This window comes from Acidovorax sp. 56 (assembly GCF_002749705.1).
Taxonomy (GTDB): Bacteria; Pseudomonadota; Gammaproteobacteria; order Burkholderiales; family Burkholderiaceae_C; genus Acidovorax.
The window spans coordinates 2,798,313-2,825,232 of sequence record NZ_PEEV01000001.1; the positions used below are offsets into that span (position 1 = coordinate 2,798,313).

Annotated in this window: 35 protein-coding genes and 1 tRNA gene; 5 read left to right on the plus strand and 31 right to left on the minus strand. The window is 61.5% G+C overall.

Translation table 11 applies throughout. From position 1 onward, the window contains the following. Nucleotides 1-107 precede the first annotated feature (107 nt). The gene (locus CLU88_RS12405) at nt 108-563 is read left to right on the plus strand and encodes a thrombospondin type 3 repeat-containing protein (protein ID WP_099656862.1); all 456 of its coding nucleotides are present in this window, start codon (nt 108-110) and stop codon (nt 561-563) included. A gap of 138 nt (nt 564-701) precedes the next feature. Here CLU88_RS12405 and CLU88_RS12410 read toward each other — a convergent pair whose 3' ends face one another. The 3 genes from CLU88_RS12410 to CLU88_RS12420 are packed head-to-tail and all read right to left on the minus strand — an operon-like array spanning nt 702 to nt 3,133. Then, on the minus strand, nt 702-1,511 hold the full coding sequence (locus CLU88_RS12410) for a 2-keto-4-pentenoate hydratase (protein WP_099656863.1): 810 nt from the start codon (nt 1,509-1,511) through the stop codon (nt 702-704). Between the two features lie 55 nt (nt 1,512-1,566). Further along, nucleotides 1,567-1,917: a cytochrome c gene (locus CLU88_RS12415; protein WP_369827642.1), complete on the minus strand. Its 351-nt coding sequence runs from the start codon at nt 1,915-1,917 to the stop codon at nt 1,567-1,569. A gap of 1 nt (nt 1,918) precedes the next feature. Further along, nucleotides 1,919-3,133, minus strand: coding sequence for a sulfite oxidase (locus tag CLU88_RS12420; protein ID WP_099656864.1), 1,215 nt, complete (start codon nt 3,131-3,133; stop codon nt 1,919-1,921). A gap of 312 nt (nt 3,134-3,445) precedes the next feature. On the opposite strand from CLU88_RS12420, the gene CLU88_RS12425 reads away from it, so the two are divergent. Next, the gene (locus CLU88_RS12425; protein WP_199173445.1) at nt 3,446-4,609 is read left to right on the plus strand and encodes a rhodanese-like domain-containing protein; all 1,164 of its coding nucleotides are present in this window, start codon (nt 3,446-3,448) and stop codon (nt 4,607-4,609) included. A gap of 48 nt (nt 4,610-4,657) precedes the next feature. Here the strand turns inward: CLU88_RS12425 and CLU88_RS12430 are convergent, their stop codons facing one another. From CLU88_RS12430 to CLU88_RS12455, 7 genes are all read right to left on the minus strand, one after another. After that, on the minus strand, nt 4,658-5,983 hold the full coding sequence (locus CLU88_RS12430) for an FIST N-terminal domain-containing protein (protein WP_099656866.1): 1,326 nt from the start codon (nt 5,981-5,983) through the stop codon (nt 4,658-4,660). A gap of 72 nt (nt 5,984-6,055) precedes the next feature. Then, complete coding sequence (locus CLU88_RS23270) at nt 6,056-6,451, minus strand: hypothetical protein (RefSeq protein WP_233205455.1); 396 nt, start codon at nt 6,449-6,451, stop codon at nt 6,056-6,058. After that, the gene (locus CLU88_RS23275) at nt 6,451-6,966 is read right to left on the minus strand and encodes a PhaM family polyhydroxyalkanoate granule multifunctional regulatory protein (RefSeq protein ID WP_233205456.1); all 516 of its coding nucleotides are present in this window, start codon (nt 6,964-6,966) and stop codon (nt 6,451-6,453) included. The genes CLU88_RS23270 and CLU88_RS23275 overlap by 1 nt, the downstream gene beginning before the upstream one ends. A gap of 103 nt (nt 6,967-7,069) precedes the next feature. After that, on the minus strand, nt 7,070-7,579 hold the full coding sequence (locus CLU88_RS12440; RefSeq protein WP_099656868.1) for a copper chaperone PCu(A)C: 510 nt from the start codon (nt 7,577-7,579) through the stop codon (nt 7,070-7,072). A 64-nt stretch (nt 7,580-7,643) separates the two neighbouring features. Continuing rightward, the gene (locus CLU88_RS12445) at nt 7,644-8,189 is read right to left on the minus strand and encodes a YcnI family protein (RefSeq protein ID WP_233205457.1); all 546 of its coding nucleotides are present in this window, start codon (nt 8,187-8,189) and stop codon (nt 7,644-7,646) included. A gap of 152 nt (nt 8,190-8,341) precedes the next feature. Then, nucleotides 8,342-10,672 (minus strand): TonB-dependent receptor, encoded by a 2,331-nt coding sequence (locus CLU88_RS12450; RefSeq protein ID WP_099656870.1) that lies wholly within the window; start codon nt 10,670-10,672, stop codon nt 8,342-8,344. Nucleotides 10,673-10,750: 78 nt separating this feature from the next. Further along, nucleotides 10,751-11,116, minus strand: coding sequence for a DUF2946 family protein (locus CLU88_RS12455; protein WP_099656871.1), 366 nt, complete (start codon nt 11,114-11,116; stop codon nt 10,751-10,753). 295 nt (nt 11,117-11,411) lie between these two features. On the opposite strand from CLU88_RS12455, the gene CLU88_RS12460 reads away from it, so the two are divergent. Both CLU88_RS12460 and CLU88_RS12465 read left to right on the plus strand, forming a co-directional pair. Then, nucleotides 11,412-11,786 (plus strand): TraR/DksA family transcriptional regulator, encoded by a 375-nt coding sequence (locus tag CLU88_RS12460; protein WP_099656872.1) that lies wholly within the window; start codon nt 11,412-11,414, stop codon nt 11,784-11,786. A 75-nt stretch (nt 11,787-11,861) separates the two neighbouring features. Beyond that, a complete protein-coding gene (locus tag CLU88_RS12465; RefSeq protein ID WP_099656873.1) occupies nt 11,862-12,236 on the plus strand; it encodes a hypothetical protein in 375 nt (124 codons plus the stop codon). 115 nt (nt 12,237-12,351) lie between these two features. On the opposite strand, the gene CLU88_RS12470 is transcribed toward CLU88_RS12465, so the two are convergent. Then, nucleotides 12,352-12,906, minus strand: a complete 555-nt coding sequence (locus CLU88_RS12470) for an Rrf2 family transcriptional regulator (RefSeq protein ID WP_099656874.1) — start codon at nt 12,904-12,906, stop codon at nt 12,352-12,354. 148 nt (nt 12,907-13,054) lie between these two features. Between CLU88_RS12470 and nhaR the strand changes: the two genes are divergently transcribed. After that, a complete protein-coding gene (gene nhaR, locus CLU88_RS12475) occupies nt 13,055-13,951 on the plus strand; it encodes a transcriptional activator NhaR (protein ID WP_099656875.1) in 897 nt (298 codons plus the stop codon). Between the two features lie 258 nt (nt 13,952-14,209). On the opposite strand, the gene CLU88_RS12480 is transcribed toward nhaR, so the two are convergent. The 20 genes from CLU88_RS12480 to CLU88_RS12575 form a co-directional block, all read right to left on the minus strand. After that, nucleotides 14,210-14,286 (minus strand) — tRNA-Met (locus tag CLU88_RS12480). Nucleotides 14,287-14,307: 21 nt separating this feature from the next. Beyond that, nucleotides 14,308-14,700, minus strand: a complete 393-nt coding sequence (gene rplQ / locus CLU88_RS12485) for a 50S ribosomal protein L17 (protein ID WP_099656876.1) — start codon at nt 14,698-14,700, stop codon at nt 14,308-14,310. A 92-nt stretch (nt 14,701-14,792) separates the two neighbouring features. Continuing rightward, the gene (rpoA, locus tag CLU88_RS12490; protein WP_099656877.1) at nt 14,793-15,785 is read right to left on the minus strand and encodes a DNA-directed RNA polymerase subunit alpha; all 993 of its coding nucleotides are present in this window, start codon (nt 15,783-15,785) and stop codon (nt 14,793-14,795) included. 113 nt (nt 15,786-15,898) lie between these two features. Next, nucleotides 15,899-16,522, minus strand: coding sequence for a 30S ribosomal protein S4 (rpsD, locus tag CLU88_RS12495; protein ID WP_099656878.1), 624 nt, complete (start codon nt 16,520-16,522; stop codon nt 15,899-15,901). A gap of 91 nt (nt 16,523-16,613) precedes the next feature. Further along, nucleotides 16,614-17,018 (minus strand): 30S ribosomal protein S11, encoded by a 405-nt coding sequence (rpsK, locus tag CLU88_RS12500; protein ID WP_005793662.1) that lies wholly within the window; start codon nt 17,016-17,018, stop codon nt 16,614-16,616. An 18-nt stretch (nt 17,019-17,036) separates the two neighbouring features. Then, complete coding sequence (rpsM, locus tag CLU88_RS12505; RefSeq protein WP_099656879.1) at nt 17,037-17,402, minus strand: 30S ribosomal protein S13; 366 nt, start codon at nt 17,400-17,402, stop codon at nt 17,037-17,039. A gap of 23 nt (nt 17,403-17,425) precedes the next feature. After that, nucleotides 17,426-17,539 carry a 50S ribosomal protein L36 gene (rpmJ, locus tag CLU88_RS12510; protein ID WP_005793651.1) on the minus strand — a complete coding sequence of 38 codons (114 nt, stop codon included), beginning with the start codon at nt 17,537-17,539 and terminating at the stop codon, nt 17,426-17,428. 137 nt (nt 17,540-17,676) lie between these two features. Continuing rightward, entirely contained in the window at nt 17,677-18,996 is a 1,320-nt protein-coding gene (secY, locus tag CLU88_RS12515) for a preprotein translocase subunit SecY (protein WP_099656880.1), read from the minus strand. A 24-nt stretch (nt 18,997-19,020) separates the two neighbouring features. Further along, nucleotides 19,021-19,452, minus strand: coding sequence for a 50S ribosomal protein L15 (rplO, locus tag CLU88_RS12520; RefSeq protein ID WP_099656881.1), 432 nt, complete (start codon nt 19,450-19,452; stop codon nt 19,021-19,023). Between the two features lie 10 nt (nt 19,453-19,462). Next, on the minus strand, nt 19,463-19,645 hold the full coding sequence (rpmD, locus tag CLU88_RS12525) for a 50S ribosomal protein L30 (RefSeq protein WP_044399276.1): 183 nt from the start codon (nt 19,643-19,645) through the stop codon (nt 19,463-19,465). Nucleotides 19,646-19,659: 14 nt separating this feature from the next. After that, nucleotides 19,660-20,178 (minus strand): 30S ribosomal protein S5, encoded by a 519-nt coding sequence (rpsE, locus tag CLU88_RS12530; protein ID WP_069103887.1) that lies wholly within the window; start codon nt 20,176-20,178, stop codon nt 19,660-19,662. A gap of 17 nt (nt 20,179-20,195) precedes the next feature. After that, nucleotides 20,196-20,561, minus strand: coding sequence for a 50S ribosomal protein L18 (rplR, locus tag CLU88_RS12535; protein WP_099656882.1), 366 nt, complete (start codon nt 20,559-20,561; stop codon nt 20,196-20,198). Nucleotides 20,562-20,572: 11 nt separating this feature from the next. Continuing rightward, entirely contained in the window at nt 20,573-21,106 is a 534-nt protein-coding gene (gene rplF / locus CLU88_RS12540; RefSeq protein ID WP_099656883.1) for a 50S ribosomal protein L6, read from the minus strand. A 24-nt stretch (nt 21,107-21,130) separates the two neighbouring features. Continuing rightward, on the minus strand, nt 21,131-21,526 hold the full coding sequence (gene rpsH, locus CLU88_RS12545; RefSeq protein WP_005793636.1) for a 30S ribosomal protein S8: 396 nt from the start codon (nt 21,524-21,526) through the stop codon (nt 21,131-21,133). A gap of 20 nt (nt 21,527-21,546) precedes the next feature. Continuing rightward, the gene (rpsN, locus tag CLU88_RS12550) at nt 21,547-21,852 is read right to left on the minus strand and encodes a 30S ribosomal protein S14 (RefSeq protein ID WP_099656884.1); all 306 of its coding nucleotides are present in this window, start codon (nt 21,850-21,852) and stop codon (nt 21,547-21,549) included. An 8-nt stretch (nt 21,853-21,860) separates the two neighbouring features. Next, complete coding sequence (gene rplE, locus CLU88_RS12555; protein ID WP_099656885.1) at nt 21,861-22,400, minus strand: 50S ribosomal protein L5; 540 nt, start codon at nt 22,398-22,400, stop codon at nt 21,861-21,863. 9 nt (nt 22,401-22,409) lie between these two features. Continuing rightward, nucleotides 22,410-22,730 carry a 50S ribosomal protein L24 gene (rplX, locus tag CLU88_RS12560; protein ID WP_099656886.1) on the minus strand — a complete coding sequence of 107 codons (321 nt, stop codon included), beginning with the start codon at nt 22,728-22,730 and terminating at the stop codon, nt 22,410-22,412. Nucleotides 22,731-22,739: 9 nt separating this feature from the next. Then, nucleotides 22,740-23,108: a 50S ribosomal protein L14 gene (gene rplN, locus CLU88_RS12565; RefSeq protein ID WP_007861702.1), complete on the minus strand. Its 369-nt coding sequence runs from the start codon at nt 23,106-23,108 to the stop codon at nt 22,740-22,742. A gap of 194 nt (nt 23,109-23,302) precedes the next feature. After that, nucleotides 23,303-24,895: a glycerol-3-phosphate dehydrogenase/oxidase gene (locus CLU88_RS12570; protein WP_099656887.1), complete on the minus strand. Its 1,593-nt coding sequence runs from the start codon at nt 24,893-24,895 to the stop codon at nt 23,303-23,305. A gap of 233 nt (nt 24,896-25,128) precedes the next feature. Next, nucleotides 25,129-26,862 (minus strand): ABC transporter substrate-binding protein, encoded by a 1,734-nt coding sequence (locus tag CLU88_RS12575; RefSeq protein WP_099656888.1) that lies wholly within the window; start codon nt 26,860-26,862, stop codon nt 25,129-25,131. Nucleotides 26,863-26,920: the final 58 nt, after the last annotated feature.

Genomic DNA, 26,920 nt, shown 5'->3' on the forward strand with positions numbered 1-26,920 from the left:
CGGCACATTCCGTCACAACACTTCGCACTGCGCCTACAAACGCTTGACGTACCAGCGGCACCATGAAGGCTCCGGTTCTGAGAACCTGTTCTGAAGGAGCAAACACCATGGCACACACAGCCCGCAACCCGCGCAATGCCCACCACGCACTCACGGCCGCAGCGCTGGCCTTGCTCAGCCTGTGCACCCTGGCCCCCGCACACGCGCAAAGCTCGGCCGTGGTGGTCCAGGCAGGCAACGTGCAGGTGCAGTACACACAGGCACCACCGCCGCCCCGCCACGAAGCCACACCCCGCCCCCGGCACGGCATGGCCTGGGTGCCAGGGCACTGGGAATGGCGCGGCCACCGCCATGTGTGGATGAATGGCTATTGGGTCAAGGCCCGCCCGGGCTACCACTACCGGCCGGTGCAATGGCAAGAGCGCGACGGCCGCTGGCACATGCAGCCCGGCGGATGGGACCGCGATGGCGATGGCATCCCCAACCGCTACGACCGCGACCGGGACGGTGACGGTGTGCCCAACCGGCATGACCGCCGCCCGGACAACGGGCACCGTTATTGAATGAAATATGGAGCGAAAACCATGCGCCCAGTCTTGGCTGGGCGCATGGTCGGGTCAGAACAAAGGCACAAAGCAAAGGCACCAAGGCGCGTCTTGATCCCGGCTGGCCCGTTGCATGGTCAGTTCAGCCCCACCGAACTACGCAATGCAACGCAGCTCTGCGCGCCCCACCCCACCCAACTCAGCCACCACCACGGAGCCCGGGGCCACCAGCAGGTTGCCGGTGCACGAGCCCGTGGTCACCCATTGGCCTGCGCGTAGCCCCCCCAGGCTGTGGGCGCCCTCGTTGGCCAGCCACACCAGCAAGCGCAGCGGGTCGCCCGCCGGGTTGCCCCAGGCGGCGCGCTGCACGGCCAGGGCGCCATTCACCCACAGGCCCACGGGCAGCGTCAGCGGGTCCAGGGCCGCCAGGTCTGCCGGACTGGTGAGGCCGCAGCCCACCACCAGCGCGCCGTGGCTGCCCTGGTCGGCCAGGCGGCTCCAGGCGCTTTGCACGCCCCAGGCTGCGTAGCGGGTGTCGCACACTTCAATGGCGGCGCGGGCAGAGCGCATGGCCGCCAGCACCTCTGCGCGCGAGTAGGGCTGCGCACGCGGGGGCAGGTCGGTGCCCAGTTCATAGACCAGTTCGGCCTCCACCCCGATGACCACGTTGCCGCCGCAGGACAACGCTTGCGGCTGCCCCTGGGCGCAGACCCACACCGAGTCTTGCGTGAGCGCGCCCCGAGAGGGGGGTGCCTCCGGCCCAGAGGCCCCCACCTTCCAGCCCGCCACCACACCCCGCGCCTGCACCACAGCGTCTTGCACGGCGTAGGCCTGCGCGGCGTTTTGCGGCTGCAGCGCAGCGGGCAGGTCGAATGGCCGGGGGCCTTGGCCCAGGCGTGCCTGGGTCAACACGGCGGCACTGGCCAGGGCATCAAAGGGAGCGAGCGCAACAGATTCAGACGTCATTCAAAAACCTTTTAAAGGGGGTTAGGGCACCAAAGTGACGAAGGCGGCTGATCCATCAGGGCTTGGCGCCCGTGGACTGCGCCACAAAGCGGGCCACGGCCTGCATGTCTTGCTCGGTCATTTTCTCGGCAAATGAGGGCATGGCGCCAATGCCGTTGCGCAGCGCTCGCAGCACCCGCTCGGCGTTGGGCTGGATCTCGTCCAGCACAGGGCCCACCTGCCCCTGCGCGCCCGCCGCCTGCAAGGTGTGGCACACAGCGCAGGCAGGCTGCAGCGTCAAAAAGAGCTGTTTACCGCGCACCAACTCCGCAGGGTCCGCAGCCCAGCCCGTGCCCGCAAGGCTGGCCAGCAGCCACAAGGCACCGGCCTGGGCCACTGCGCGGCGCACTCCAACTACCACCAGCACCTCAGGCCACCACCAGCGTCACGGCGTGGTCCAGCCAACTGGCGTTGTTGTAGCCGCCTACGTTTTCCTCGCGCTGCTCGGGCTGCACATTGCCAGCGGCGTCAGTGGCCCGGCTGGCCAGCACATGGGTGCCCGCGCCCAGGCGCACCGGCAGCACAAACTGGCGCCAGGCAAAACGCCCCAGGTCCGGGCCCACGAGTTGGGCGGCTTGCCAGGTTTTGCCACCATCGACCGATACCTCCACGCCCTTGACGCCGCGGGTGCCGCCAAAGGCCACGCCGTGCACCTGCACCAGGCCAGGCTTCAGCGCGCCGCCCTCGGGCAAGGGGCCGTTGATCCAGGACTTGACCGTCATCTCCCACACCGAGGGCTGGTCGGGGCTGGCCTTGGCGCCGGGCGGCGTCATGCGGTAGCCGTGCTGCATGATGCGCGCCTGCGACTGGGCCTCGGTGAACGCCAGGCGCCGGATGTATTTGATGTTGTTCACGCCCTGGTAGCCCGGCACGATCAGCCGCAAGGGCCCGCCGTGCGCCAGCGACAAGGGCTCGCCGTTCATCTCCCACGCCAGGATGGCGTCGTCCATTGCCTTGAGGGGCACCGAGCGCTCGACCAGCACCGTCAGCGGGTCTACGCCTTCGGGCAACTTTTCGCCGCCGGTGCCCGTCACGTAGGCCATGCCCCCGGCCAGGCCGCCCAGGGCTGCCACCACATTGCGCACGGGCACCCCGCTCCAGACCACGCAGCCTGCGGCGCCCACCGTCCAGGGCGTTCCGCTGGGCTTGCTGGGGAAAAAGCCGCGCCCATTGCCCGAGCACTGCAGCACGGTGGCCACGGTTTCCAGCCCCAGGGTCTTCAGTTCTGCCAGGGTGAGTTCACGCGGGGTTTTCACGCCCTCTACACGCACCATCCAGGCATCGCGGTTGTCCAGAATGGCAGCGTCGGGCGCGGGCAGGTTGTTGCGCACATACAGCTGGTTGACGGGCGTGATCACGCTGGTGCCGAAGGCTGCGCGGCGGGTTTCGAGCGTGCTGCTGGTGTGCACGATCAGGGCATTGCCACTCTTCCAGCCCGCGTAGGCGGGCAGCGCTTTGGGGGCGGCCGCTGCAGCAGCCTGGGCACTGGCAGCGCCCGTCCAGCTGGCCAGGCCCGCAGCACTCAAGGCGGCGGCGCTGGCAGCCAGCAGGTGGCGGCGTGGCAGGGTGGACGAAGGGTTCATGAAGCACTCCTGTGGGTGGAATAAACAATGCGCCCGCAGCTGCGAGCCGGCGTGGCACCGGGGGTGCAAGAGGCTCTGGGGGCGCGCTGCCAAACGGCAAACCGGCTCCATTCTGGAGGGCAGGCCAGGTTGCTGCACACCGCTCGCCCACACACATGTAAGCAACAGAAACAGTTGCGTAACAGGCGTTGACACCGAAGCATGCCGGTGCATATTTAACAGTTAGACAACAATAAAAAGCGACAGATTTCCGCGCAGGCCTCGTCCGCAAGGCCCGTGCAGCCCCATGTCTGTGAATGAGGAGGGACAACCATGAGCCAGAGTGTTCGTATGCGTTGGGTGCCGTTCGTGTTGGGGCTGTGCCTGCTGGCCAGCAGCGCCGCGCACGCACAGCTCACTGCCATCGTGGCGGTGGAACCCACCGAGAAGAAAGCCGGGCATTCCATCTTGCGCAGCGCGCTGGAGGCAGGCCTTTCCCAGGCTACGGGCCAGGCCGTGAAGGTGACCACCACCGAAGACCTGGCTGACGTCATGCGCGCCACGCGCAGCGCGGGGTTTGACATCTTCATTGGCCCGCCGCAGGTGGCGGCCTCGGCACTGCAGCGCGGCTACGAGCTGGTGGGTTGCACCCAAAAGTCTGACCACTATGTGCTGGTGGGCCTGGCCCAGATCGAAACCGTGGCCGCCATGAAAGGCAAGCGCTTGTACCTGCCGCAGCAGGACTCGGTCTACACCTACATGGCGCGCGGCATGCTGAACGAAGCCGGGCTGTCGTTCAAAGACCTCAAGGCGGTGCGGCACGAAAAATACCCGCAGGCTGGACTGAGCGCACTGACCCTGGGCACCACCGATGCCACCGTGGTGCGCGCCGAGGAGTGGGCCTTGTGGGCCACGACCTACCCCGGCGTGGCCAAGGTGCTCGCCACATCGCGCCCCGTGCCCGGCGGCTTCAGTGCCGTGATGCGCAAGGACCTGCCCAGCGATGTGCGCAGCAAGTTGTCGCAGTGGCTCAGCACCGCATCGGCCAGCGCGGGCCTGGCCCCCATTGACCTGCGCCCCGAGGCACAGGAGTACCAGAAGGTGGCAGAGCTGGGGCTGTTCACCCCCAACGCCTTGCCCGGCGTGAAACGCATCACCGCCAAGGACGCGCAGCAGCTGCAGGCCCAGGGCGCCCTGGTGGTGGACACGCGCACCGAGAAGGAATACCGCACCAAGCGCATACGCGGTGCGGTGTGGGCGGCCTATGGCGAAAAAAGCCTCAAGGACGTGGCCTTCAATGCGGAGCAGGATGACTTCAAAGCCCTGGAGTCGCTGGACCGCACCAAGCCACTGATTTTTTCGTGCAACGGAGCGGAGTGCTGGAAATCGTACAAAGCCGCGCGGGTGGCCGCCGACAAGGGCTTTGCCAACGTGTACTGGATGCGCGGCGGCCTGCCAGAGTGGGATGCCGAAGGGCTGCCGACCGAAGGGGGCTGAAGCGCGCAGCGGCCCGCCAGCGCAGCGCCACCGGGCCGATGGCGCACCTCAAGCGTCAGTAAACACCGTGAGCACGCCGGTGTAGCCGTAAAGGTGGCGGTGCGCGATTTCGCCGCCTGCAAAAAAGCCCACCAAGGGCACATCGCCCAGTGCATGGCGCACGATGTGCAGCTCGGCACTGGGGCCGCCAAAGTGCGGGCCGCCCCGGCCGGAGCAGCTCACGTAAATGGCGCCCCGGATGGTGCGCCCCGCCAGCGGCGGCGTGTCTGCCAGGCCATTGGTGCCGGGCGCTGGGGCCGCCGTGCCAGCGGCATCAGCGGTGCGGGCCCCACCCTCTTCCAGCGGCGCGTGCTCCAGTTCCTCGGGCGATAGTTCTTCGCGGATTTCGGCGCAGATGCGCATCAAATCGGCCCGCGCCGCCGCCACATTGCGCTGGCAAAACGCCAGGTGCATGCCGGGCTGCACTGGCTCGGCCAGGGCCACGCCACGGCGGGCGCCGTCGAGCCCCACGATGTGGCGCACCCGCGTGTCGGTGCCAAAGTGGCCGGTGCGCTGGCGCCCCATGGGCTGGGTGCCCGCATCGACCAGCCCGGCCAGCGTAGCGCGCACCCGCCGCAGCGCGGGCTGGGGGTCGCCACCGTCCAGCGTCACTTGCAGGGTGTCCAGCAGCACGTCCAGCGCAGGTTCGTGGTCCAGCTCCAGCACCACGTTGTCGTTGGCGGCAGTGATGGTGCGCAGGGCCCCCACGGGCTGGCAGCCTTGGGTCACGCGCGAGAGCAAGGGCACGCGGGGGCCAAAGGCCACGCCCGACAGGCCGCCATCAAACACCCCGCTGGCAGCGCCCTGCCCGGCCATGTTGCCGTTGCCCGCCACAGCAAACTGCACGCTGGCCGCGCGGCTGGCACTCAAGCCGCCAAAGAGGTAACCCGTCTCGGTACGGCCCGCCATTTCGTGCAGCAACTCGGCCAGCTCGGGCGTGTGCCCGTCGGCGTGCACCAGCGCCGTCTGGGCCACAAAGCCGCTGGCCGGGTGGCGCGGCAGCGGCGCCACGCCAGAGAAAACGCGGTATTGGTCTGCAGGCACATCGAGCAGCATGACCGACAGCGCGGGCTCGTCAAAATACTCGGCGTTGTTGGCCGACACGCCCACGCCCACGGTGCCGCTCCAGTCGGTCACCTCGGGCAGCTCGCTGGCCAGGTAGTCGAGCAGTTCACGCGAGTCGTTGGCGTAATGGTCGGTGATGTACAGCAGCCCCAGGGTGGGCGCGGCGGCATACATGGGCAGCGCCATTTGCGCACGCAGCTGCGCCAGCACCAGCGCTGCCGCCATGCGCCACTGGGGATGGGTGGCGTGGCCTGTAGGAAAGAGGGTCATAGTGCAACGACTTTAGCGCGCCAGCGGCGTCTGCGCCCAGGCGCTGGGCTTGACCACGCGCTGCTCGGGAGTTCAGCCCCGGCCGCGAACAGCCTTTTTGGCGGCGGCTGGCTTTTTGGCGGCAGGTTTCTTTGCCGCCACTTTGGGGCTGGCCGCAGGGGCGCGGCGGGCGGGCTTGGCGGCGGCCTTGGGGGCGGCGGCGTTCCTGGCGGGTGCTTTCTTGGCCGGGGCTTTCTTGGCAGATGCCGCCTTGGCCGGTGCCTGCGCCGCACGGGCCGCTTCTTGCAGGCTGTGCACACCCTGCGCGGCCAGGTGGCTGGCCATGTCGGTGGCTTTTTTCAGCGCGTCTTTGGCAAAGTGCTGGGTGCTGTCGAGGGTGCTGCTGTGTTGGGCCGCGTCCTTGAGAGCGTGGGAGGCGATCTCCTGGAACTGGGTGGTCAGCGCGCTCCACCAGTGCAAGGGGTCCACTACGCCGGGCTTGGGGGCGTCGGGCTCTGCGGCGGCCTCTGCCGCGGGGCTGGGGGCTGCGGGCGGTGGTGGGGGCGCGGGGGTGTCGGTGCCGGGGCAGGCTCTGGCGCGGCAGGCTGCGGGGCCGGGCTGGCGGCCGCACGGGCTGCGCCGCTGAAGGTCTCTGCCGCTTTTTGCATGCCCTGCATCACCGAATCAGCCCCCTGGAACTTGAACGCATTGGCCACGTCGCCCATGCTCATGTTCATGCCCTGCAAGGTGGCCAGCGTCATCTTCTGCACTTCCAGTGCCTGGATGGTGGCGGTGAGTGCGCGGCTGTTTTGCTCCAGCCAGAACTGCACGGCTTTGAGTTCGTCAATGCGCTTTTCCAGCTCTTCCACGCTGAGGGTGGGGGCCACCCAGTTGGAGAGCTGGGGCATTTGCGGAATGCCGCTGGACGCGCCTTTGGCGAGGCTTTGCAGGAAGTCAAAGCCGGGGACAAATTTGCCAAAACCAAAGTGGGAGGTATCGCTCATGGCCGCTGCGCTTTCTGGTGGAGGATGCTCGGCAGCTTACTCCACCAGGCGGCACATGGCGATGCGTGCCGACCCCAGATTGCAGGGCCGGGTGCAAGGGTGCTCAGTGCTTGTGGGCTCCGTGCTGGTGGTCTGCCGCTGCGGGCGCCGCCGCAGCGCCGGGGGCCGTGGTGGCCACGGGCAGGTTCAGCTCCTGCTTGCTTTCGGCGCCCTTGGCGTCCTTGAAGGTGAGCGTGACGGGCACGGTGGTGTCTTTGGCCAGCGGGGCCTTCAGGTCCAGCAGCATGATGTGGTAGCCGCCGGGCTTGAGTTCGACGGTTTTGCCAGCGGGCAAATCCAGCACTGGCAGGGCACGCATCTTCATCACGTCGCCGTCCATCTTCATCTCGTGCACCTCGGCCACACCAGCGGCAGGGGACGAGGCGCCCACCAGCTTGGCGCCTTCGGGGGCCGTGAGCTTCATGAAGGCGCCGGTGCCTTTTTGGCCCTGCACGGTGGCACGGGCCCAGGCCCCTTCGACCTTGACGCTGGCGGTTTGGGCAAAAGCAGTGCCGGCCAAGGCAACGGCGCTCAACAGGCAGGCCAGGGCCACAGTGGTACGGATCAAAGACATGGAATCACTCCTAAAAAAAAGAAAGACACAGAGACGATAGAAAACCAAGAGGGTGGTGCTGCCATCAATGCTGGTGGCCCGCGCCGCCCGCCTGGGGCAACACTTCCAGCAGAGCGGCTGGGGCCTTGAGGTCGTGCAGCTTCTGGCCCGCCTTGGGGACTTCAGTCCAGTCATTGCGGCCCTCTGCACACACCTGGCGTACGGGCCAGTAGATGGAACCGGCGTTGTCGGGCGTCTGGCCCACCAGCACAAATTCATCATAGTGGGCACTGGGTAGCGCGTCTTCAGCAGTCCTGGCTGTCCAGGTGATGCGTGTGGTGTCCTCCGTCACGCTGCGGCCATGGCTGGTGTAGGGCGTGGCCAGCTTGCTGCGCTGCACCTCCAGCGTCCACCCCGGCTTGGGCTGCGGACGTGCGCCCTTGAAGCCCTCAGGAATGTCCACCACCACCTGCCGCGTAGGCGATGCACCGCAGCCGTGACCGACCTTGAAGGTGGCCTTGTAACTGGCGCCCGCCGGGGCGACCTGGTATTCAAGCACCACATGGGCCGATGCAGTGCCAAACAGGGCTGTAGCGCTTATCAAACAAGCGCAAGAAGCTATCTTTTTCATAGTATTCGCTTTCATATTTCGACCTTTTCGTTTCAACGGTTCATTGCCTTAAAAACTGACGCTCGCCAAGGCCAGTGCCACCGCGGAACCGGCTTTGCCGGGCCGCTGGAGGCGTCCCCCTGGGGGGATGCGGCGCAAGCCGCTCAGGGGGTTTACAGATCTACTTTCAGCTCCGCCATGTAGCTGCGCTGCGGGTAGGGGTGGAAGTTCCAGAACTGGTAGTTGTTGAGGTTGTCGATGCCCACGGCAGCGCTGACCTGTTTGGTGATCTGGTAGCGCACGCGCACATCGGTGGTGAAGTAGCGGCTCGCGCCCTGGTAGGCAAAACCGTTGGGGTCACTGTTGTCGAGCGTGCTGTACTGCTTGCCGCTGTAGCGCGCGCCCAGGGTGTACGACCAGGTGGCGTCGGGCCGGTAGGTGGCCACCGCAGTGGCGCGCCACTCGGGGATGCGGGGCTGCCATTGGCCGACGCTGGCCGGGAACTTGTCGTTCTTCGTGATCTTGGAATCCGTCCAGGTCAGGCTGCTGCCCAGCTCCAGCCCGCGCACAAAGACATTGGCGGCCTGGTACGACAGCTCAATGCCCTTGGTACGGATGGCATCCACGTTCTGCACGTTGGTCACGTTGGGCGTGACGAGCACATTGGTCTGCGAGTACAGCGCATCTTTGGTGCGCTCAAAGAAGGCCGTGAGGCGCAGCAGGCCATTGCCCATGTCCCGCTCGGCGGTCAGCTCGGTGGTCCAGCTCTTTTCGGGTTTCAGATTGGGGTCGTTGTTGATGAGCGTGCCACTGCCGTTGATGCCGCCCTGGTACAGCTCGGCCACGGTGGGCATGCGCACGGCGCGTCCGGTGGAGGCCTTGAGCACCCACAGGTCATTGGCCTGGTAGGCCACGGCAGCCTTCGGCGACACATAGGTTTCGTTGCGCTCGGGGTGGCTCAGCGTGGTGGTGGCGTTGCCGGTCTGGCCGTTGCTGGCGCTCCAGCGCTCGGCGCGGGCGCCCAGCACGGCTTTCCACCGTGGCGCGATCTTCCAGGTGTCTTGCGCCCACAGGCCAATGAGCTGCGTGTCGCCGTTGAAGGCCTGGTTGCGGGCGCCTGCATCACCGCTGATCCAGTTGCTGGTGGCGTTCTCTATGGTGCGCAACCTGTAGCTGTCGCGCTGCAAGCCAAAGTCCACGATGTGCGTGCCCTGCAGCCCATCGGGCCGCCAGGTGCCCTTGGCGGTCAGCGTGTTCCAGCCCGTGCCCTTGCTGTTGACGATGCGCCCTGCCCCGCCGCTCAGCGCGGCAGGCAGCGCCACGGTAGCGGCGCGCAGGGTGTCCGTCTGATAGTCGTACAGGCTGGCAGCCACTTCCCAGTCAAACACGCCCTGCGTGCGGCTCTTGACCGACAGGCCGTGCATGAAATGTGTGAGGTCTTCGTTGGACACATTGAAGTCCGTGGGCGCGAGCGCAAACGAGCGGCCATTGATGTTGACCGTGCCGCTGTAGACCGCATTGCCATTGGCATCGCGCAGGTAGCTGGTGGGCCGCCCTTCGGATTCGTTGTGCCACCAGCCGAAGGTGTAGGTGGCGCGCACGGTGGGCGAAAAGTCGTAGGCGATCTTGGCCTTGATGTGGTCTTGCTGCGTGTGGTACTGGGTGGCCGTGCCCAGCAGATACCACGGCTGGTTGCTGCGGTTGTTGCCCAGCACTGCGCCCGTCACCGGCGTGCCCGCATTGCCCACGGTCCCCGCAGACACCAGGCGCGTGGGGAAGGTAAGCGGCTGGCCTTCGCTGTCGGTTTGGTTGAAGTTCAGGAACCACGACCAGTCGCCATTTTTGTTGCCCACCGAGGCACTCACCTGCTTGCCGCCGTAGGTGCCGTTGGTGTTGTACAGGTCAAAGGGTTGGTGCTGATAGCTGACCTGCCCGTGCGCCTCGAACTTTGTCGGCATGCGCGTGACGTAGTCCACCACTGCGCCCACCGAGTTGCCTCCGTAGGCGGCCGAAAACGGGCCGTAGAGCACGTCCACGCGCTCAATTTCTTCCGGCGTGACCAGCATCCAGCGTGGCGCGTTGGTGGGGCCGTTGCCCAGGTAGTTGCTCAGCAAAATGCCATCGGCAAACACCATGGACCGCGCCGGGTTGCCCGTGCCCGAGGCGCGGGTGGACAACACGGCGTGGTTGTAGTCGCCGATGTAGCGCTTGCGCACCAGCAGGCTGGGCAGGTACTTGAGGGCGTCTTCACTGTCGGTGGCGTTGATCGAATGCTCGATCTGCTCGCGCGTCACGCCCTCGATGGTGGTGGGGATCTGCGTGGGCAGCGAGGTGGGCTGGCCGCCGGTGATGGTGACCACGCCCAGTTCCTTGGCGGGGGCATGGCTGGTGGTGCTGGTGCTGTCAGCGGTCTGGGCGAATGCGGATGAAGCCCCGGCGGACGCGATGCCAAGGACGAGGGGAAAGGCACTGGCCACGGCCAGCGCCATGCGGCTTTTGCGCATGGGAACTCCTGATAACAAGCCAAATAGGCCGCCAGCGCTTATCAATCAAGCGCAAGCAGCTATCAAACAAATAGCAAATCAGAAGAACGCAGGGGGCCCGCGCGGCGGCAGCGGCGCGGCGGTGCGCGCAGCAATGTGCGCGGCAGGAATGGGGCGCAACGCATGCGCCAGGGGATGGACCACAGGCAGCTGGGCCTGGGAGGTGGGCGGCGGTGCGCCGACATGCGCGCACAGGGGGCAGTCCAGCGTGTGGCTGGGCAGCTCCTTGGCGCCATCGTCGGTTTTGATCAGCATCTTGATCGCGCCCGAACCCGAGCAGATCAACTCCATCGCCTGGGGGTTGACCAGTGGCGACGCCACCGCAACGCCGATCGACAAAACAAACCACGCCAGCACAAGGCGGGCGAGCCAGCGGAGGCTGCGAATGGTTTGCATAACGCGCATTGTAGAAGCGCATCCCGCAAAACCCTTGATCGGCGTCATGCGATGGCTTCACCACGTGGCTGGCACGCCAGCCATCGCACAGCCAGGTGCGGGCCTGTTCAGAGCTTGACCTCTGTCAACGCATCGCGCATCAGACCAGCGCACCATGAAAGCGTTCAGAGCAGCAAAGAAAACTCGACAAAGCGGTTCTGGCGAGGCGCCGCGTCACAGGCAGTACGGTATGTGCGGCAGGACGCAGCAACAACGCCGAAAGAGTTTTGTGAGCCGTTCCCCATCACTTGCAGGAGTTGACCGCATGGACAAGACACAAGCCACTTCGTACCGCCAACAACTGCTGGAACAGCAAGCGGGCATTCAAGCCCAGTTGGCCCAGCAACGCGGCGAGGCCACGGGCCGGGTAGAGGCCGCGGCTGAGCATTTCACGCAGGCAGAAGACTCCCGAGCCCAGGTCGCATCAGAGCGCACGCTGGAATTTGCCCTGGAAGACCGCGAGGCAGAGCACCTCAATGCCATCGCCGCCGCCCTTGCCCGCATGGACGCAGGCACCTATGGCGAGTGTGCCGACTGCGGCCAGGACATTGCCGCCGCCCGCCTCAAAGCCACCCCAGAGGTTGCGCGCTGCGTGCACTGCCAGGAGGCCATTGAGGCCCACCACAGGCCGGGCCACTAGGCCGCAGCACACCCACCGCACAGGTGTTATTCGATCACCCGTTTCCCTTTTTCTTCACTTCAAGAAAGTAGACCCATGAGCACTTTTCACGCTGTTGTCTGGATGGACCATTCCGAAGCCCATGTCGTCATGTTTGACCGCGAACATGTGCAAGCACAACGCATCAAGTCCCGCAGCCACCACAAGCACCAGGGCAAGGGCGATGACGCGAGCGCCTTCTTTACCGATGTGGCGCAGGCCCTTCAGGGCTCGCACGAGGTGCTGCTTTGCGGCCCCGGCTTGGCGCGCAACCAGTTCCGCGACTGGTGCAGCAAACACAGCGCCGCCGTAGCGGCCTGCGTGGTCGATTCGGTGGCTGCAGACCACCCCAGCGACGCCCAACTGGTCGCCATGGCGCGCCAGTATTTCAAGAAGTTTGACAACATGGCGGCGGACCCGTCCATGGCCTGATTAGCCCCCACAGGCGACCGCAGCGGCGCAAGGCCTGGGGCAATCCCAGGCCTTTTTTTCTGAGCCACCGCAACGGCGGCGCGACCTTCGCCCGCCTCTACTCAGGGCTTTGCGCTCAGCGGCGAGGGGCCAGCGGCAAGGACCCCAAGGCAAACACCGAATTGGGAATTTGCAACCGCGCCATCAAAGGGCGGGCCACCGGGGCAATCCCAGAGGTTTTCCGCAAGGTCTTGGCCTCGGGTTCAGGGGCAGTCACCACGCCCTGCGCTTGCGCTTGCTCCATCAGGTCCTTGAGCGAGACCGATTGCAGATATTCCAGCACGCGGGCATTGAAAGACACCCACAGCTCGCCAGTCATGGCCTTGAGCTGCGCCACCTGGGGGGCGGTCAGGGGCTGGTAGTCGTCCACGTCCATGTTCTCCACCGCCAGAATGATCTCGGCCACGGCAATCTGCTCGGCACGGCGCGCCAGGGCGTAGCCGCCGCCTGGGCCACGGGTGCTTTCCACCAGGCCGGCACGGCGCAACGCGCTAAACAATTGCTCCAGGTACGACAGCGACGTGCCTTGACGTTGGCTGATCGTCGTCAGCGACACCGGCTTCATCCTCTGATGCAAAGCCAGATCCGTCATGGCCGATACAGCGACTTTTCCTCGGGTCGTAATACGCATGGCAACTCCTTGTGAACACCCATCTGTGAAACGACTGGCAAGGCTCTCATCGCCTTGCCAGAAACCCACTGTAGTGCGTTCAACACTTCGCGTATATTCGTTTTATTGATAAAAACACTTCGACTTTTGCGATCAATAAGGCAGCACCATGAACTTCAAACACCTCCGGTACTTCTGGACAGCCGCCAAGGCCGGTGGCGTCATGCGCGCCGGAGAACAACTGCACACCACCCCCCAAACGCTGTCCGGGCAGATCAATCAACTGGAAGAGTGGCTAGGGCATGAGCTGTTTCGCAAGCGCGGCCGGGGCTTGGAGCTGACCAACGAGGGGCGCATTGCCTTGGGCTACGCAGAACAGATATTTGCGCTGAGCGATGAGTTGGAAAAATCCATTCGCCTGCCTCGGGGGCACTCCAAACCTCTGGAGTTCAAGGTGGGGGTGGCAGATTCGGTCGCCAAATCCGTCGCCTACCACCTGCTGGAGCCCGCGCTGGGCATGAAGGAGCAGGTGCACATGACCTGCCATGAGGGCAAGTTCCCCGAACTGCTCGCCCAACTCAGCATCCACCGGCTGGACCTGCTGCTGGCCGATGAGCCAGCCTCCAAGAAAATCGGCGTCAAGGCCTTCAACCATGCGCTCGGATCGTCCAGCATGAGCTTCTTCTGCGCACCAGCACTCAAAAACGAGCTACAGGGGCCATTTCCACAGTGTCTGCATGGCGCCCCCATGCTCATCCAGGGGCCGCAATCTTCAGTGCGGCAGCAGTTGGACCACTGGCTGAACAAGCACCACCTGCAGCCACGCATCGTGGGCGAGTTTGACGATAGCGCGCTCATGAATGCTTTTGGGCGGGAAGGACGGGGCATCTTCACGTCACCGACGGTGCTGGAACAAGAGACCCAGACTCAATTTGGCGTGGAAGCCATTGGCCGCTCCAGCGAATTGGTGGAGGAGTTTTTTGCGATTTCTGTGGAGCGCCGCATCAGCCACCCCTGCGTCGTGGCCATCACGGAGTCCGCCAGATCGGACCTGTTTGGTCACTGAACGCAGGCAACTACTCCATTGCTCAGAGGACGGCACCCCGAAAGTGCCGCACTGACGCGAGTCTTAGCGCCCCATTCAAAGCACCGCAAAGGACGGCTCGGGAGACCGCTCAGCAGCACGCCATCTTGGGCTGCGGCACACTGACTCTCTAAACTGCTATGGCAACCCATCGAAAGATGGACCACGACCGACACCTTTACAAACGGGCAAAAAAAAGCCCTCTAAAAGAGGGCTTTTTGATACGGCTTTCGCCATGTTTGGTTGCGCGAGAAGGATTTGAACCTCCGACCTTTGGGTTATGAGCCCAACGAGCTACCAGACTGCTCCATCGCGCGGTAGATTTAAATTATACCCTATTATTCGGCTGCTGCCGAAGAATTTTCAGTTTCTGCAGCGCGGTCCACCAATTCAACTAGGGCCATGGGCGCATTGTCACCCACGCGGAAGCCCATCTTCAGAATGCGTGTGTAGCCACCGGGACGCGCGTTGAAGCGGGGGCCCAGGTCGTTGAACAGCTTGGTAACACTGTCACGGTCGCGCAGGCGGTTGAAGGCAAGGCGGCGGTTGGCAACGGTGTCAACCTTGGCCAGGGTGATCATGGGCTCGATCACGCGGCGCAGTTCCTTGGCCTTAGGCACCGTGGTCTTGATGGCCTCGTGCTCGATGATCGAGTTCATCATGTTTTGCAGCATCGCAAGGCGGTGCGAGCTGGTGCGATTGAGTTTGCGAAGGCCGTGTCCGTGGCGCATGGTGCTTTCCTTTTTACTTTGATTAAATTAGGCAGCCGTATCAGGTACTGCCCAATGCACTGTTCCCGAAAAGGGGAACCCGAAATTATAACTTAACGCTTGTCCAGGCCAGCTGGTGGCCAGTTTTCAAGCTTCATGCCCAAAGTGAGGCCACGGGAAGCCAGAACTTCCTTGATCTCATTGAGCGATTTGCGACCCAGATTAGGCGTCTTGAGCAACTCGTTCTCGGTGCGCTGAATCAGGTCACCGATGTAATAGATGTTCTCAGCCTTCAGGCAGTTGGCCGAACGCACGGTCAATTCCAGCTCGTCCACAGGGCGCAGCAGGATAGGATCGAACGTAGCACCACCGCGTGGGCCCGAAGGTGTTTCAAAAGCGGTCAACTCGCCGCCTTCCAACTGAGCAAACACTGCCAGTTGTTCCACCAAAATCTTGGCAGATGCCCGCACTGCATCTTCCGCAGTGATGGCGCCGTTGGTTTCAATTTCAACCACCAGCTTGTCCAGATCGGTACGCTGCTCTACACGAGCGCTTTCCACGGTGTAGCTGACCCGCTTGACTGGAGAGAAAGACGCATCCAGAACAATACGGCCAATGGATTTGGTTGCTTCGTCGGCATAACGACGCATGCTGCCGGGCACATAACCACGGCCCTTTTCCACCTTGATCTGCATGTCCAGCTTGCCGCCTTGCGACAGGTGTGCAATCACATGATCAGGGTTGACGATTTCCACGTCATGGGGCGTCTGAATGTCACGGGCAGTCACCACGCCTTCACCATCCTTGCGCAGGCTCAGTGTGACTTCATCGCGGTTGTGGAGCTTGAAGACCACACCCTTCAGGTTCAAGAGAATGTTCACCACATCTTCTTGCACACCGTCAATCGACGAGTACTCGTGAAGCACGCCAGCAATGGTCACTTCAGTCGCTGCGTAACCCACCATAGACGAAAGCAGAACGCGTCGAATGGCATTGCCCAGCGTATGGCCATAGCCACGCTCGAACGGCTCCAAAGCCACCTTGGCACGATTGTGGCCAAGCTGCTCAACATTGATCGCCTTGGGTTTCAGCAAATTGGTTTGCATTCAGACTTCCTCTCAATACCCCCAGCTCGTTACACCGGTAAGGCTGGTGAAGCGCCTAAACCGCGATGCCTCGCGGTTTAGGAACGGTTTACTCGAAAAATTAGTTCGAGTGATTAGCGCGAGTACAACTCAACGATCAGCGATTCGTTGATGTCTGCACCGAACTCATCACGATCAGGCACCTTCTTGAAGACGCCTTCTGCCTTGTCGGCATTCACATCGACCCACGCTGGCATGCCTACTTGGGCGGCCAGTTGCAGAGCTTCAGTGATACGGGATTGCTTCTTGGATTTTTCACGCACAGCAACCACATCACCCACCTTCACAAGGTACGAAGGGATGTTGACCGATTGGCCGTTCACAGTGATCGCCTTGTGCGACACCAGCTGACGGGCTTCTGCACGCGTGGAGCCGAAGCCCATGCGGTACACGACGTTGTCCAGACGGGACTCCAACAGGAACAGCAGGTTCGCGCCAGTGTTGCCCTTCTTGCCGTCAGCAGCTTCAAAGTAGCGGCGGAATTGCTTTTCCAGAATGCCGTACATGCGCTTGACTTTTTGCTTTTCGCGCAGTTGCAGGCCGTAGTCGGAAGTACGGGCACCTGAAGTGCGGCCGTGCTGACCAGGCTTGGAGTCGAACTTGGACTTGTCGGCGATCGAGCGACGAGCGCTCTTCAGGAACAGGTCCGTGCCTTCACGGCGGGAGAGTTTGGCCTTGGGGCCGAGGTAACGTGCCACTTGAGCTTCCTTTTATGTCATCTACCGCAAACCATTGCGGGAGCCACCTGGAGCGCTTTCGCGTCTACAGGTGGCGGTGGGCTTGGGAGAATTAGATACGGCGGCGCTTTTGAGGGCGGCAGCCATTGTGCGGCACAGGCGTCACATCGGAAATCGATGTGATGCGAATACCCAGGGCGCCCAGAGCGCGCACAGAAGACTCACGACCAGGACCAGGACCCTTGATTTCAACATCCAGGTTCTTGATGCCTTGGTCAATGGCTGCACGACCGGCCACTTCGGAAGCTACCTGAGCAGCAAACGGAGTGGACTTGCGGGAGCCCTTGAAACCTTGACCACCGGACGAAGCCCAAGACAATGCATTGCCTTGGCGATCGGTGATGGTGATGATCGTGTTGTTGAAGGATGCATGCACGTGAGCGATGCCATCCGAAACGTTCTTACGAACCTTCTTGCGAACGCGTTGAGCTGCGTTATTGGCAGGAGACTTAGCCATAATGATCTTTCAATCTCTTTATTTCTTCAGTGCAGCTGCACCCTTGCGCGGACCCTTGCGAGTACGGGCGTTGGTACGCGTACGCTGACCACGCATCGGCAAACCACGACGATGGCGGAAACCACGGTAGCAGCCAATGTCCATCAAGCGCTTGATGTTCATGGTGGTTTCGCGGCGCAGGTCACCTTCAATGGTGAACTGCTCGATTTGCTCGCGAATTTTTTCCAGGTCGCCGTCCGTCAGATCTTTGATCTTCTTGGAGTAAGCGATGCCAGTTGCTTCGCAAATCTTGCGAGCGCGGGTGCGACCAATACCAAAAATGGAGGTCAGACCGATTTCCGCATGCTTGTGGGGCGGAATATTGATGCCAGCGATACGTGCCATATGCGTCCTCTAATACTTTCCAATCAACCCTGGCGCTGCTTGTGACGCAGATCCGTGCAGATCACGCGCACCACACCTTTGCGGCGGATGATCTTGCAGTTGCGGCAGATTTTTTTGACCGAAGCCGAAACTCTCATTGCATTCTCCTAAAACTTTTCCATCCGTCCCGGCTATTCTGCACGGAACACAATGCGTGCCCGCGAAAATTCGTGGGGCGCTCACTTAACTTATTCGTGCCAATCAATGACCACTTGGTAGTGGTCATTGCGGCACCTTAACCACCACTGCCACCCTTGAAGTTTGCCTTCTTGAGCAGAGACTCGTACTGCTGCGACATCATGTAGTTTTGAACCTGGGCCATGAAGTCCATGGTCACCACCACAATGATCAACAGAGAAGTACCGCCGAAATAAAACGGCACGTTGTACTTGAGAATCAAAAACTCCGGCAGCAAACACACAAAGGTGATGTAGACGGCACCGGCAAGAGTCAAGCGAACGAGAATCTTGTCAATGTAGCGGGCAGTCTGCTCACCAGGGCGAATGCCAGGAATAAAGGCACCGCTCTTTTTCAGGTTGTCTGCAGTTTCACGGCTGTTGAAAACCAGCGCTGTGTAAAAGAAGCAGAAGAAAACAATGGCAGCGGCGTAGAACATCACATAGATGGGCTGACCAGGGGTCAGAGCACCAGAGATATCCTTCAACCAGCGCATTGAATCACCAGCACTGAACCAGTTCACCACTGTCGCAGGCAACAGAATGATCGACGATGCAAAGATCGGCGGAATCACACCAGCCATGTTCAACTTCAGGGGCAAATGCGAAGCCTGACCACCGTAAACCTTGTTTCCAACCTGACGGCGGGCATAATTCACGAGGATCTTGCGCTGCCCTCGTTCAACGAACACAACAAAGTATGTTACCAGACCAACCACCAACACGATAAAAATCGCAGCAGGGGCGGACATTGCACCAGTACCAACCAGTTCCAGCAAACCACCGATAGAGCTGGGAAGCCCCGCAGCGATGCCAGCGAAGATCAGTATCGAGATACCGTTCCCCAAGCCACGCTCGGTGATTTGTTCACCCAACCACATCAAAAACATGGTGCCTGCAGTCAAACTGACCACCGCTGTCATGCGGAAACCAAAACCGGGGCTGAGAACCAGACCAGCAGAGCTTTCCAACGCTACAGCAATACCGAACGACTGAAACAGAGCCAGCCCCAAGGTACCCGCACGAGTGTATTGGGTGATTTTCCGGCGGCCCGCTTCGCCTTCCTTCTTCAATTGCTCAAAGGTGGGAATGACGTAGGTCATCAGCTGCAGGATGATCGATGCCGAAATGTACGGCATGATCCCCAGAGCGAAGACCGTGAAACGAGACAGAGCACCACCCGAGAACATGTTGAACAGGTTCAGGATGCCGCCCTGTTGTCCGCTGAACAATTGCTGAAGTTGCGCTGGATCGATGCCTGGCACAGGGATATGGGCCCCAATGCGATACACGACCAGCGCAAGCAACAGAAAAACCAGACGGCGACGGAGATCGCCGAACTTGCCGGTCTTTGCAATTTGAGCTGCGCTAGTTGCCACAGATGCCTTCCTTGAGGAACGCTATCAGGCTACAGAGCCACCAGCAGCTTCAATCGCTGCCTTGGCACCAGCCGTTGCGCCCACACCCGTCAGCTTGACAGCCTTGGTCAAAGAACCGCTCTTGATGACCTTGACCACCTTGGCCAGTTCACCGATCAGACCGGCTTGCTTCAGAGCCAAAACGTCGACTTCAGGCAGACCCAGTTGGTCCAGAGCAGACAGCGTGACTTCTGCGTTGAACTTCAGCAAATGGGACTTGAAACCGCGCTTGGGCAAACGGCGTTGCAAAGGCATTTGACCGCCTTCAAAACCCACTTTGTGGTAACCACCCGAACGGGACTTCTGACCTTTGTGACCACGGCCAGCGGTCTTGCCCAAACCGGAGCCGATGCCACGGCCTACACGGCGCTTGGCATGCTTGGCGCCGTCTGCGGGCTTGATGCTATTGAGTTCCATGATCGATCTCTCAGACGATTTTGACCAGATAGCTGATCTTGTTAATCATGCCGCGCACTTCGGGCGTGTCTTGCAATTCGCTGATGCTGTTCAGCTTGCGCAGACCCAGACCACGGACGGTGGCGCGGTGCGACTCTTTGGTGCCAATCGGGCTGCGCACCAGTTGAATCTTGACGGTTTGTTGCGTTGTCATATTCAGGCTCCGGTTCAGGCGAAGATGTCTTCGACTGTCTTGCCGCGCTTGGCTGCCACATTCGACGGGGTGGTCGAATTGACGAGCGCGTCAAACGTTGCACGAACCATGTTGTAAGGATTGGAAGAACCATGGCTCTTTGCCACGATATCCGTCACACCCAACACTTCGAAGACTGCGCGCATAGGACCGCCAGCAATGATGCCGGTACCCTTAGGAGCGGGAGCCATCATCACAACAGCGGCGCCATGGTGGCCAGTCACGTTGTGGAAAATGGTGCCGTTCTTCAGCGAAACCTTGACCATGTTGCGACGAGCCTCTTCCATCGCCTTTTGCACGGCAGCAGGCACTTCCTTGGACTTGCCCTTGCCCATGCCAACGCGGCCATCACCGTCGCCGACCACAGTCAGTGCAGCGAAGCCGAGAATACGGCCGCCCTTCACGACTTTGGTCACGCGGTTCACCGCGATCATTTTTTCGCGCAGACCGTCGTCTTGACCTTCGCTCTGCACTTTGGGTTGAAATTTAGCCATTTTTTATTCCGCTCCGCTTAGAACTGCAGACCAGCTTCGCGGGCTGCATCGGCCAAAGCCTTGACGCGACCGTGATAAGCGAAACCTGCACGATCAAATGCAACCTTCTCAACGCCTGCTGCCTTCGCTTTTTCAGCGATGCGCTTGCCGATCAGTTGGGCTGCAGCGGCATTGCCACCCTTGCCCGAACCGCCCAAGGACTTGCGCACATCGGCTTCTGCCGTGGAAGCGCTGGCCAGCACTTGGCTGCCGTCGCCGGAAATCACACTGGCGTAGATATGGAGGTTCGTACGATTCACAGTCAAACGGGCCACGCCTTGCTGGGCAATGCGGATGCGTGTTTGACGGGCACGACGAAGACGCTGCTCTTTCTTTGTCAACATGTTGCAGCTCCTTATTTCTTCTTGGTCTCTTTGATCGTGATCTTCTCATCCGCGTAGCGGATGCCCTTGCCCTTGTAAGGCTCGGGAGGACGAACAGCACGAATCTCAGCGGCAATTTGACCCACGCGCTGACGGTCGGCACCCTTCACTACCACTTCGGTAGGGGTGGGTGTTGCGACAGTGATGCCAGCAGGCATTTCGAAATTGACGGGATGGGAATAACCCACAGCCAGGTTCAACTTGGAACCGGATGCAGCAGCTTTGTAACCCACACCAACCAAGCTCAGCTTCTTTTCAAAGCCTTTGCTCACGCCAACAACCATGTTGTTGACCAGCTGACGCAGCGTACCGCTCATGGCGTTGGCTTCACGCGAGTCATTCACAGGCTCGAAGCTCAACTTGCCATCATTGCTGGACACTTTGACCAACACGTTTTGTGCCAGTGTCAGTGCGCCACCAGAACCCTTGACGGAGATCTGGTCATCTTTGATCGACACATCCACACCAGCGGGGATGGTCACGGGCATTTTTCCTACTCGGGACATTTCAGTTACTCCTCAATGCCGCGGTTAGGCCACGTAGCACAGCACTTCGCCACCGACACCGGTAGCACGCGCTTTGCGATCAGTCATCACGCCCTTAGGAGTCGTGACGATTGCCACACCCAGACCGTTCATAACTTGTGGAATGGAATCACGGCCTTTGTAGACACGCAGACCAGGGCGGCTGACGCGCTCAATGCGCTCAATCACTGGACGGCCTGCGTAGTACTTCAGGGCGATTTCGAGTTCGGACTTGCCAGCTTCAGTTTTCACTTGGAAGCCGTCGATATAACCTTCGTCCTTCAGCACTTGGGCGATGGCGATCTTCACTTTGGAAGAAGGCACCAGAACCGTGGCCTTGGAGACCATCTGTGCATTACGGATGCGGGTCAGCAAGTCAGCGATGGGATCACTCATGCTCATGTTTAATCTCTCCTGCCTGCTTACCAGCTGGCTTTGGTGACACCGGGGATGTCGCCTGCAAAAGCCAGTTCACGGATCTTGGCACGGGCCAGACCGAATTGACGGAAGGTACCGCGAGGGCGGCCGGTGATTTCGCAACGGTTGCGCTGACGCGTTGGGTTGGCGTTGCGTGGGAGCTTTTGCAAGCCCAGACGAGCAGCTTCACGCTCTTCGTCACTACGCTTGGCATCGCCAGCAATTGCCTTCAGTTCCGCATACTTGGTTGCGTACTTGGCAGCCAGTTTTTCGCGCTTCAGTTCGCGCTGGATCAAAGCTACTTTAGCCATGCTTCGCCTCAGTTCTTGAACGGGAAACGGAAACCAGCCAGAAGCGCCTTGGCTTCTTCGTCGGTCTTGGCCGTTGTGGTGATGCTGATGTTCAGGCCACGCAGAGCGTCAACCTTGTCGTACTCGATTTCAGGGAAAATGATCTGTTCCTTGACACCGATGTTGTAATTGCCACGACCATCAAAGGCACGGCCAGAGATACCACGGAAGTCACGAACGCGGGGCAATGCCACGGTCACGAAACGGTCCAGGAACTCATACATTTGCACGCCACGCAGCGTGACCATGCAACCAATGGCTTGGCCTTCGCGGATCTTGAAACCAGCGATAGCCTTCTTGGCCTTGGTCACCACAGGCTTTTGACCAGCAATCTTGGTCAGGTCAGCCACGGCGTTGTCCATCACCTTCTTGTCCGACACGGCTTCGCTCACACCCATGTTCAGGGTGATTTTGGTCAGACGTGGAACCTGCATGGGCGAGGTGTAACCGAACTGTTTGGTCAGCTCGGGAGCGACTTTGTCGCGGTAAATTTCTTGCAGTCGTGCCATGTTTACCCCTTAGGCCGCCTTGATTTCAGCGCCGCTGGACTTGAACACGCGAATGCGCGAACCATCAGCCTGCACCTTGATACCCACGCGATCAGCCTTGCCGGTAGCCGCATTGAAGATGGCCACGTTGGACTGATGGATTGGCATAGCCTTTTCAACGATGCCGCCAGTTGTGCCCTTCATGGGGTTTGGCTTGGCGTGCTTCTTGACCAGGTTGATGCCGTCGATGACCACATAAGAGTCATCTTTGCGCAGCGACACTGTGCCGCGCTTGCCCTTGTCGCGCCCTGTCAGCACGATGACTTCGTCGCCTTTGCGAATCTTGTTCATGGCGCGTCCTTAGAGAACTTCAGGAGCCAGGGACACGATCTTCATGAACTTTTCGGTACGCAGCTCGCGCGTCACGGGTCCAAAGATGCGGGTGCCGATAGGCTCCAACTTTGCATTCAGCAACACCGCAGCGTTGCCATCGAATTTGACGAGCGAGCCGTCGCCGCGACGAATACCCTTCGCCGTGCGAACCACCACTGCACTGTAAACCTCGCCTTTTTTGACGCGGCCACGTGGAGCGGCTTCTTTGATGCTCACCTTGATGATGTCGCCAACGCTTGCATAGCGACGCTTAGAGCCACCCAGCACCTTAATGCAAAGGACGGACTTAGCGCCGGTGTTGTCGGCAACCTCTAACCGAGATTCTGTCTGGATCATTTCAATATTCCCAACTTGCACCAGAAGACAACAGCCCCAGAGAACTTCTCAAGGGCTGCAAATCAGCCAGTCAGTCTTGGGCCCGTCGTCCGCACCGCAAACCATTTGCAGCACTTCCCGCTGGGCAGAAACTTCACGCTTTAAACGCGAAGCCTTTGATTATTGCAAACCCAAAGCGCCAAGTCAAGCGCCTATCACATTTCTGGGCGCAAATATTGTGGTGCCAATGCCAAAAAAGCAGGCAACTGCGGGTCGCCACCCAACTCTTCTCGCAGGATCTCTGCAACGGCAGGGGCAACCTCCTGGGCAAGGCGGGCGTCCAGGAACAGCATGCGCGAGCGGCGCGCCAGCACGTCCTCGACGGTTCGGGCGTATTCAAAGCGTGCAGCAAACCGCACCATCGCCTCGGTCAATCCACCGCCCAAGGCATTGGATGCCCCTGGCAAACCCGCCACTTGCGCGGCATCTGCCCCATAAGAATGCATGCCTGGCGCGTCGCTGATGCGGTGGCGCACCGCCTCGGTCGGGGTACCCACCAGCGGCAGCTGGTTGGTCACACCCGCAGCCTTGGGCGGCAAAGCCCCAGTATCAAAGCACTTTTGCAGTACGTCTTCGGCCATGGCGCGATAGGTCGTCCACTTGCCGCCCGTCACGGTGACCAGGCCGCTGCGGCTGGCCAGCACGGTGTGCTCCCGACTAATGCTCTTGGTGTTACCGCCGTCATCGTCCTGCGGCTTGACCAAGGGGCGCAACCCGACCCAGATGCTGCGAATGTCCTCGGGCTTGGGCGCGCGGGTCAGGTAGCGGGCAGACTCGTTCAGGATGAAGGCGACTTCTTCCTTGAACGGCAAAGGCTCGCGCACCACATCCTGGCGGGGACTGTCTGTGGTGCCCAAAATGAGCTTGCCCAGCCACGGAACCGCAAAAAGCACCCGTCCGTCCGCCGTCTTGGGCACCATCAGCGCATGGTCTGACGGCAAAAATTCTTTGTCCACCACGATGTGAACGCCCTGGCTGGGCGCCACGATAGGCTTGACGGGCTTGCCAATGGCCTCCCCGTCCATTTGGCGCAGACCATCCACCCACACACCCGTGGCATTCACCACGCAGCGCGCCTTGACCGTGAAAGCACGGCCAGATTCCATGTCTTCACACTCGAACCCAGCCACCCGCCCACCTTCATGGACCAGCTTCTTGGCGGGACAGTAGTTCACCAGCAGCGCTCCGCGGCTGGCGGCGGTGCGCGCCAGCGCCAGGGCCAGACGAGCGTCGTCAAATTGGCCATCCCAATACTTCACGCCGCCTTTGAGTCCGTCTTTGCGGGCCGTGGGCAGGCACTGCAAGGTACGTTCGCGCCCCAGGAACTGCGTGGCACCCAACCCGGCCTTGCCCGCCAGGGCGTCGTACATCATGAGGCCGATGCCGTAGAAGGGCGTCTCCCAAAAGCGGTAGGACGGCATCACAAACGGCAGGGGCTGCGCCAGGTGGGGGGCGTTGCTCAGCAGCGTGGTGCGCTCGTGCAAGGCCTCGCGCACCAGGGAGATATTGCCCTGCGCCAGGTAGCGCACGCCACCGTGCACCAGCTTGGTGGCCCGGGATGAGGTGCCCTTGGCGAAATCGTGCGAATCCACCAGCACCACACTGAAACCACGCGCCGCCGCATCCAAGGCCACACCCAGGCCCGTGGCGCCCCCGCCAATCACGGCCAGGTCATACAAGTGCGGCTGGGCCAAACGGTCCAGAAGTTCGGCACGCGGGGTGGGAAGGGGGGCTGAAACATTGGTCATGGGTGCTGATTGTCCATGGGAGGCCACAGTTTTTAAGGGTTAACCCTTGATTTTGTAACACCAGTGGAGGGCTTGGGTGACAAACCTTGCGCCAGCTCCAGGCGGGCGCAAGGCCAAAGAGGCAACAAAAAAGACACAACCACCCTGGGGCTGCCCACCACCATCGCCCCAGGTAGGGCGGCAGGCACGGCACACCTTGCTGTGCCGTGCGCTGCCATCAAACTACCCGCGCATCAGCGCACCTTGCCAGCCTTCCAGGCGTCCAGCAGGGTCTGGTAGGCGATGGTTTCGCCCTTCGGCTTTTCGTTGGCCAGCTTCTTCCAGGGCGCTTGCTTGTCGCTGAGCCACTTGTTGGGGTCTTCCTTCTTGTTGAGCTTGGGCGCGCAATGGGCCATGCCAGCGCGCTCCAGGCGGGCCATCACCTGGTCCATCTCGTCGGCCAGCGTGTCCATGGCGCCTTGCGGGGTCTTTTCACCCGTCACGGCCTGGGCTACGTTCTTCCACCACAGCTGGGCCAGCTTGGGGTAGTCGGGCACGTTGGTACCGGTGGGCGACCATGCCACGCGGGCGGGGCTGCGGTAGAACTCCACCAAACCGCCCAGCTTGGGCGCTGCATCGGTCATGGCCTTGGACTGGATGTCGCTCTCGCGGATCGGGGTCAGGCCCACCAGGGTCTTCTTGAGCGAGGTGGTCTTGGCCGTCACGAACTGGGCATAGAGCCAGGCAGCAGCGGTCTTGTTGGCATCGTGGTCCTTGAAGAAGGTCCAGCTGCCCACGTCCTGGTAGCCGTTTTGCATGCCCTGCTTCCAATAGGGGCCGTTCGGGCCGGGGGCCATGCGCCACTTGGGGGTGCCGTCGGCGTTCACCACAGGCAGGCCGGGCTTGGTCATGTCGGCGGTGAAGGCGGTGTACCAGAAGATTTGCTGCGCGATCTGGCCCTGGGCAGGCACAGGGCCGGCCTCGCCGAAGGTCATGCCCGTGGCTTCCTTGGGTGCGTACTTCTTCATCCAGTCCACGTACTTGGTGAGGGCGTAGACAGCGGCTGGCGAGTTGGTCGCGCCGCCACGGGATACGCTGGCGCCCACGGGCGTGCACTTGTCGTCGGCCACGCGAATGCCCCACTCGTCGATCGGCAGGCCATTGGGCGCGCCGATGTCGGCGGTGCCGGCCATCGACAGCCAGGCATCGGTGAAGCGCCAGCCCAGCGAGGGGTCCTTCTTGCCGTAGTCCATGTGGCCGTAAATGGCCTTGCCGTCGATCTGCTTGACGTCGTTGGTGAAGAATTCGGCGATGTCTTCGTAGGCAGACCAGTTCAGTGGCACGCCCAGGTCATAGCCGTACTTGGCCTTGAACTTGTCCTTGATGTCCTTGCGCTCGAACAGGTCGGCGCGGAACCAGTACAGGTTGGCAAACTGCTGGTCGGGCAATTGGTACATCTTGCCGTCAGGTCCGGTGGTGAACTTGGTGCCGATGTAATCCTTGATATCGATACCGGGGTTGGTCCACTCCTTGCCGGTGCCGCTCATGTAGTCGGTCAGGCTCATGATCTTGCCGTAGCGGTAGTGCGTGCCGATCAGGTCCGAGTCGGAGATCCAGCCGTCGTAAATCGACTTGCCCGACTGCATGGAGGTCTGCAGCTTCTCGACCACGTCGCCTTCCTGGATCAGGTCGTGCTTGACCTTGATGCCAGTTATTTCCTCGAACGCCTTGGCCAGCGTCTTGGATTCGTATTCATGGGTGGTGATGGTCTCGGACACCACCGAGATTTCCTTGACGCCCTTGCCCTGGAGCTTCTTGGCAGCGTCGATGAACCACTTCATCTCGGCCATCTGCTGGTCTTTGCTCAGCGTGGATGGCTGGAACTCACTGTCGATCCACTTCTTGGCTTCGGCCTCGCCGGCCCAGGCGGCTTGCCCCAGGGCCAGGGTGGCGGCGGCGAACGCGATCGCCGTGAACTGCATCTTCATTGTTGTCTCCTCAGATGGAACCCCCATGGTGGATGAACACCGGCCCTGGGGGGAATCG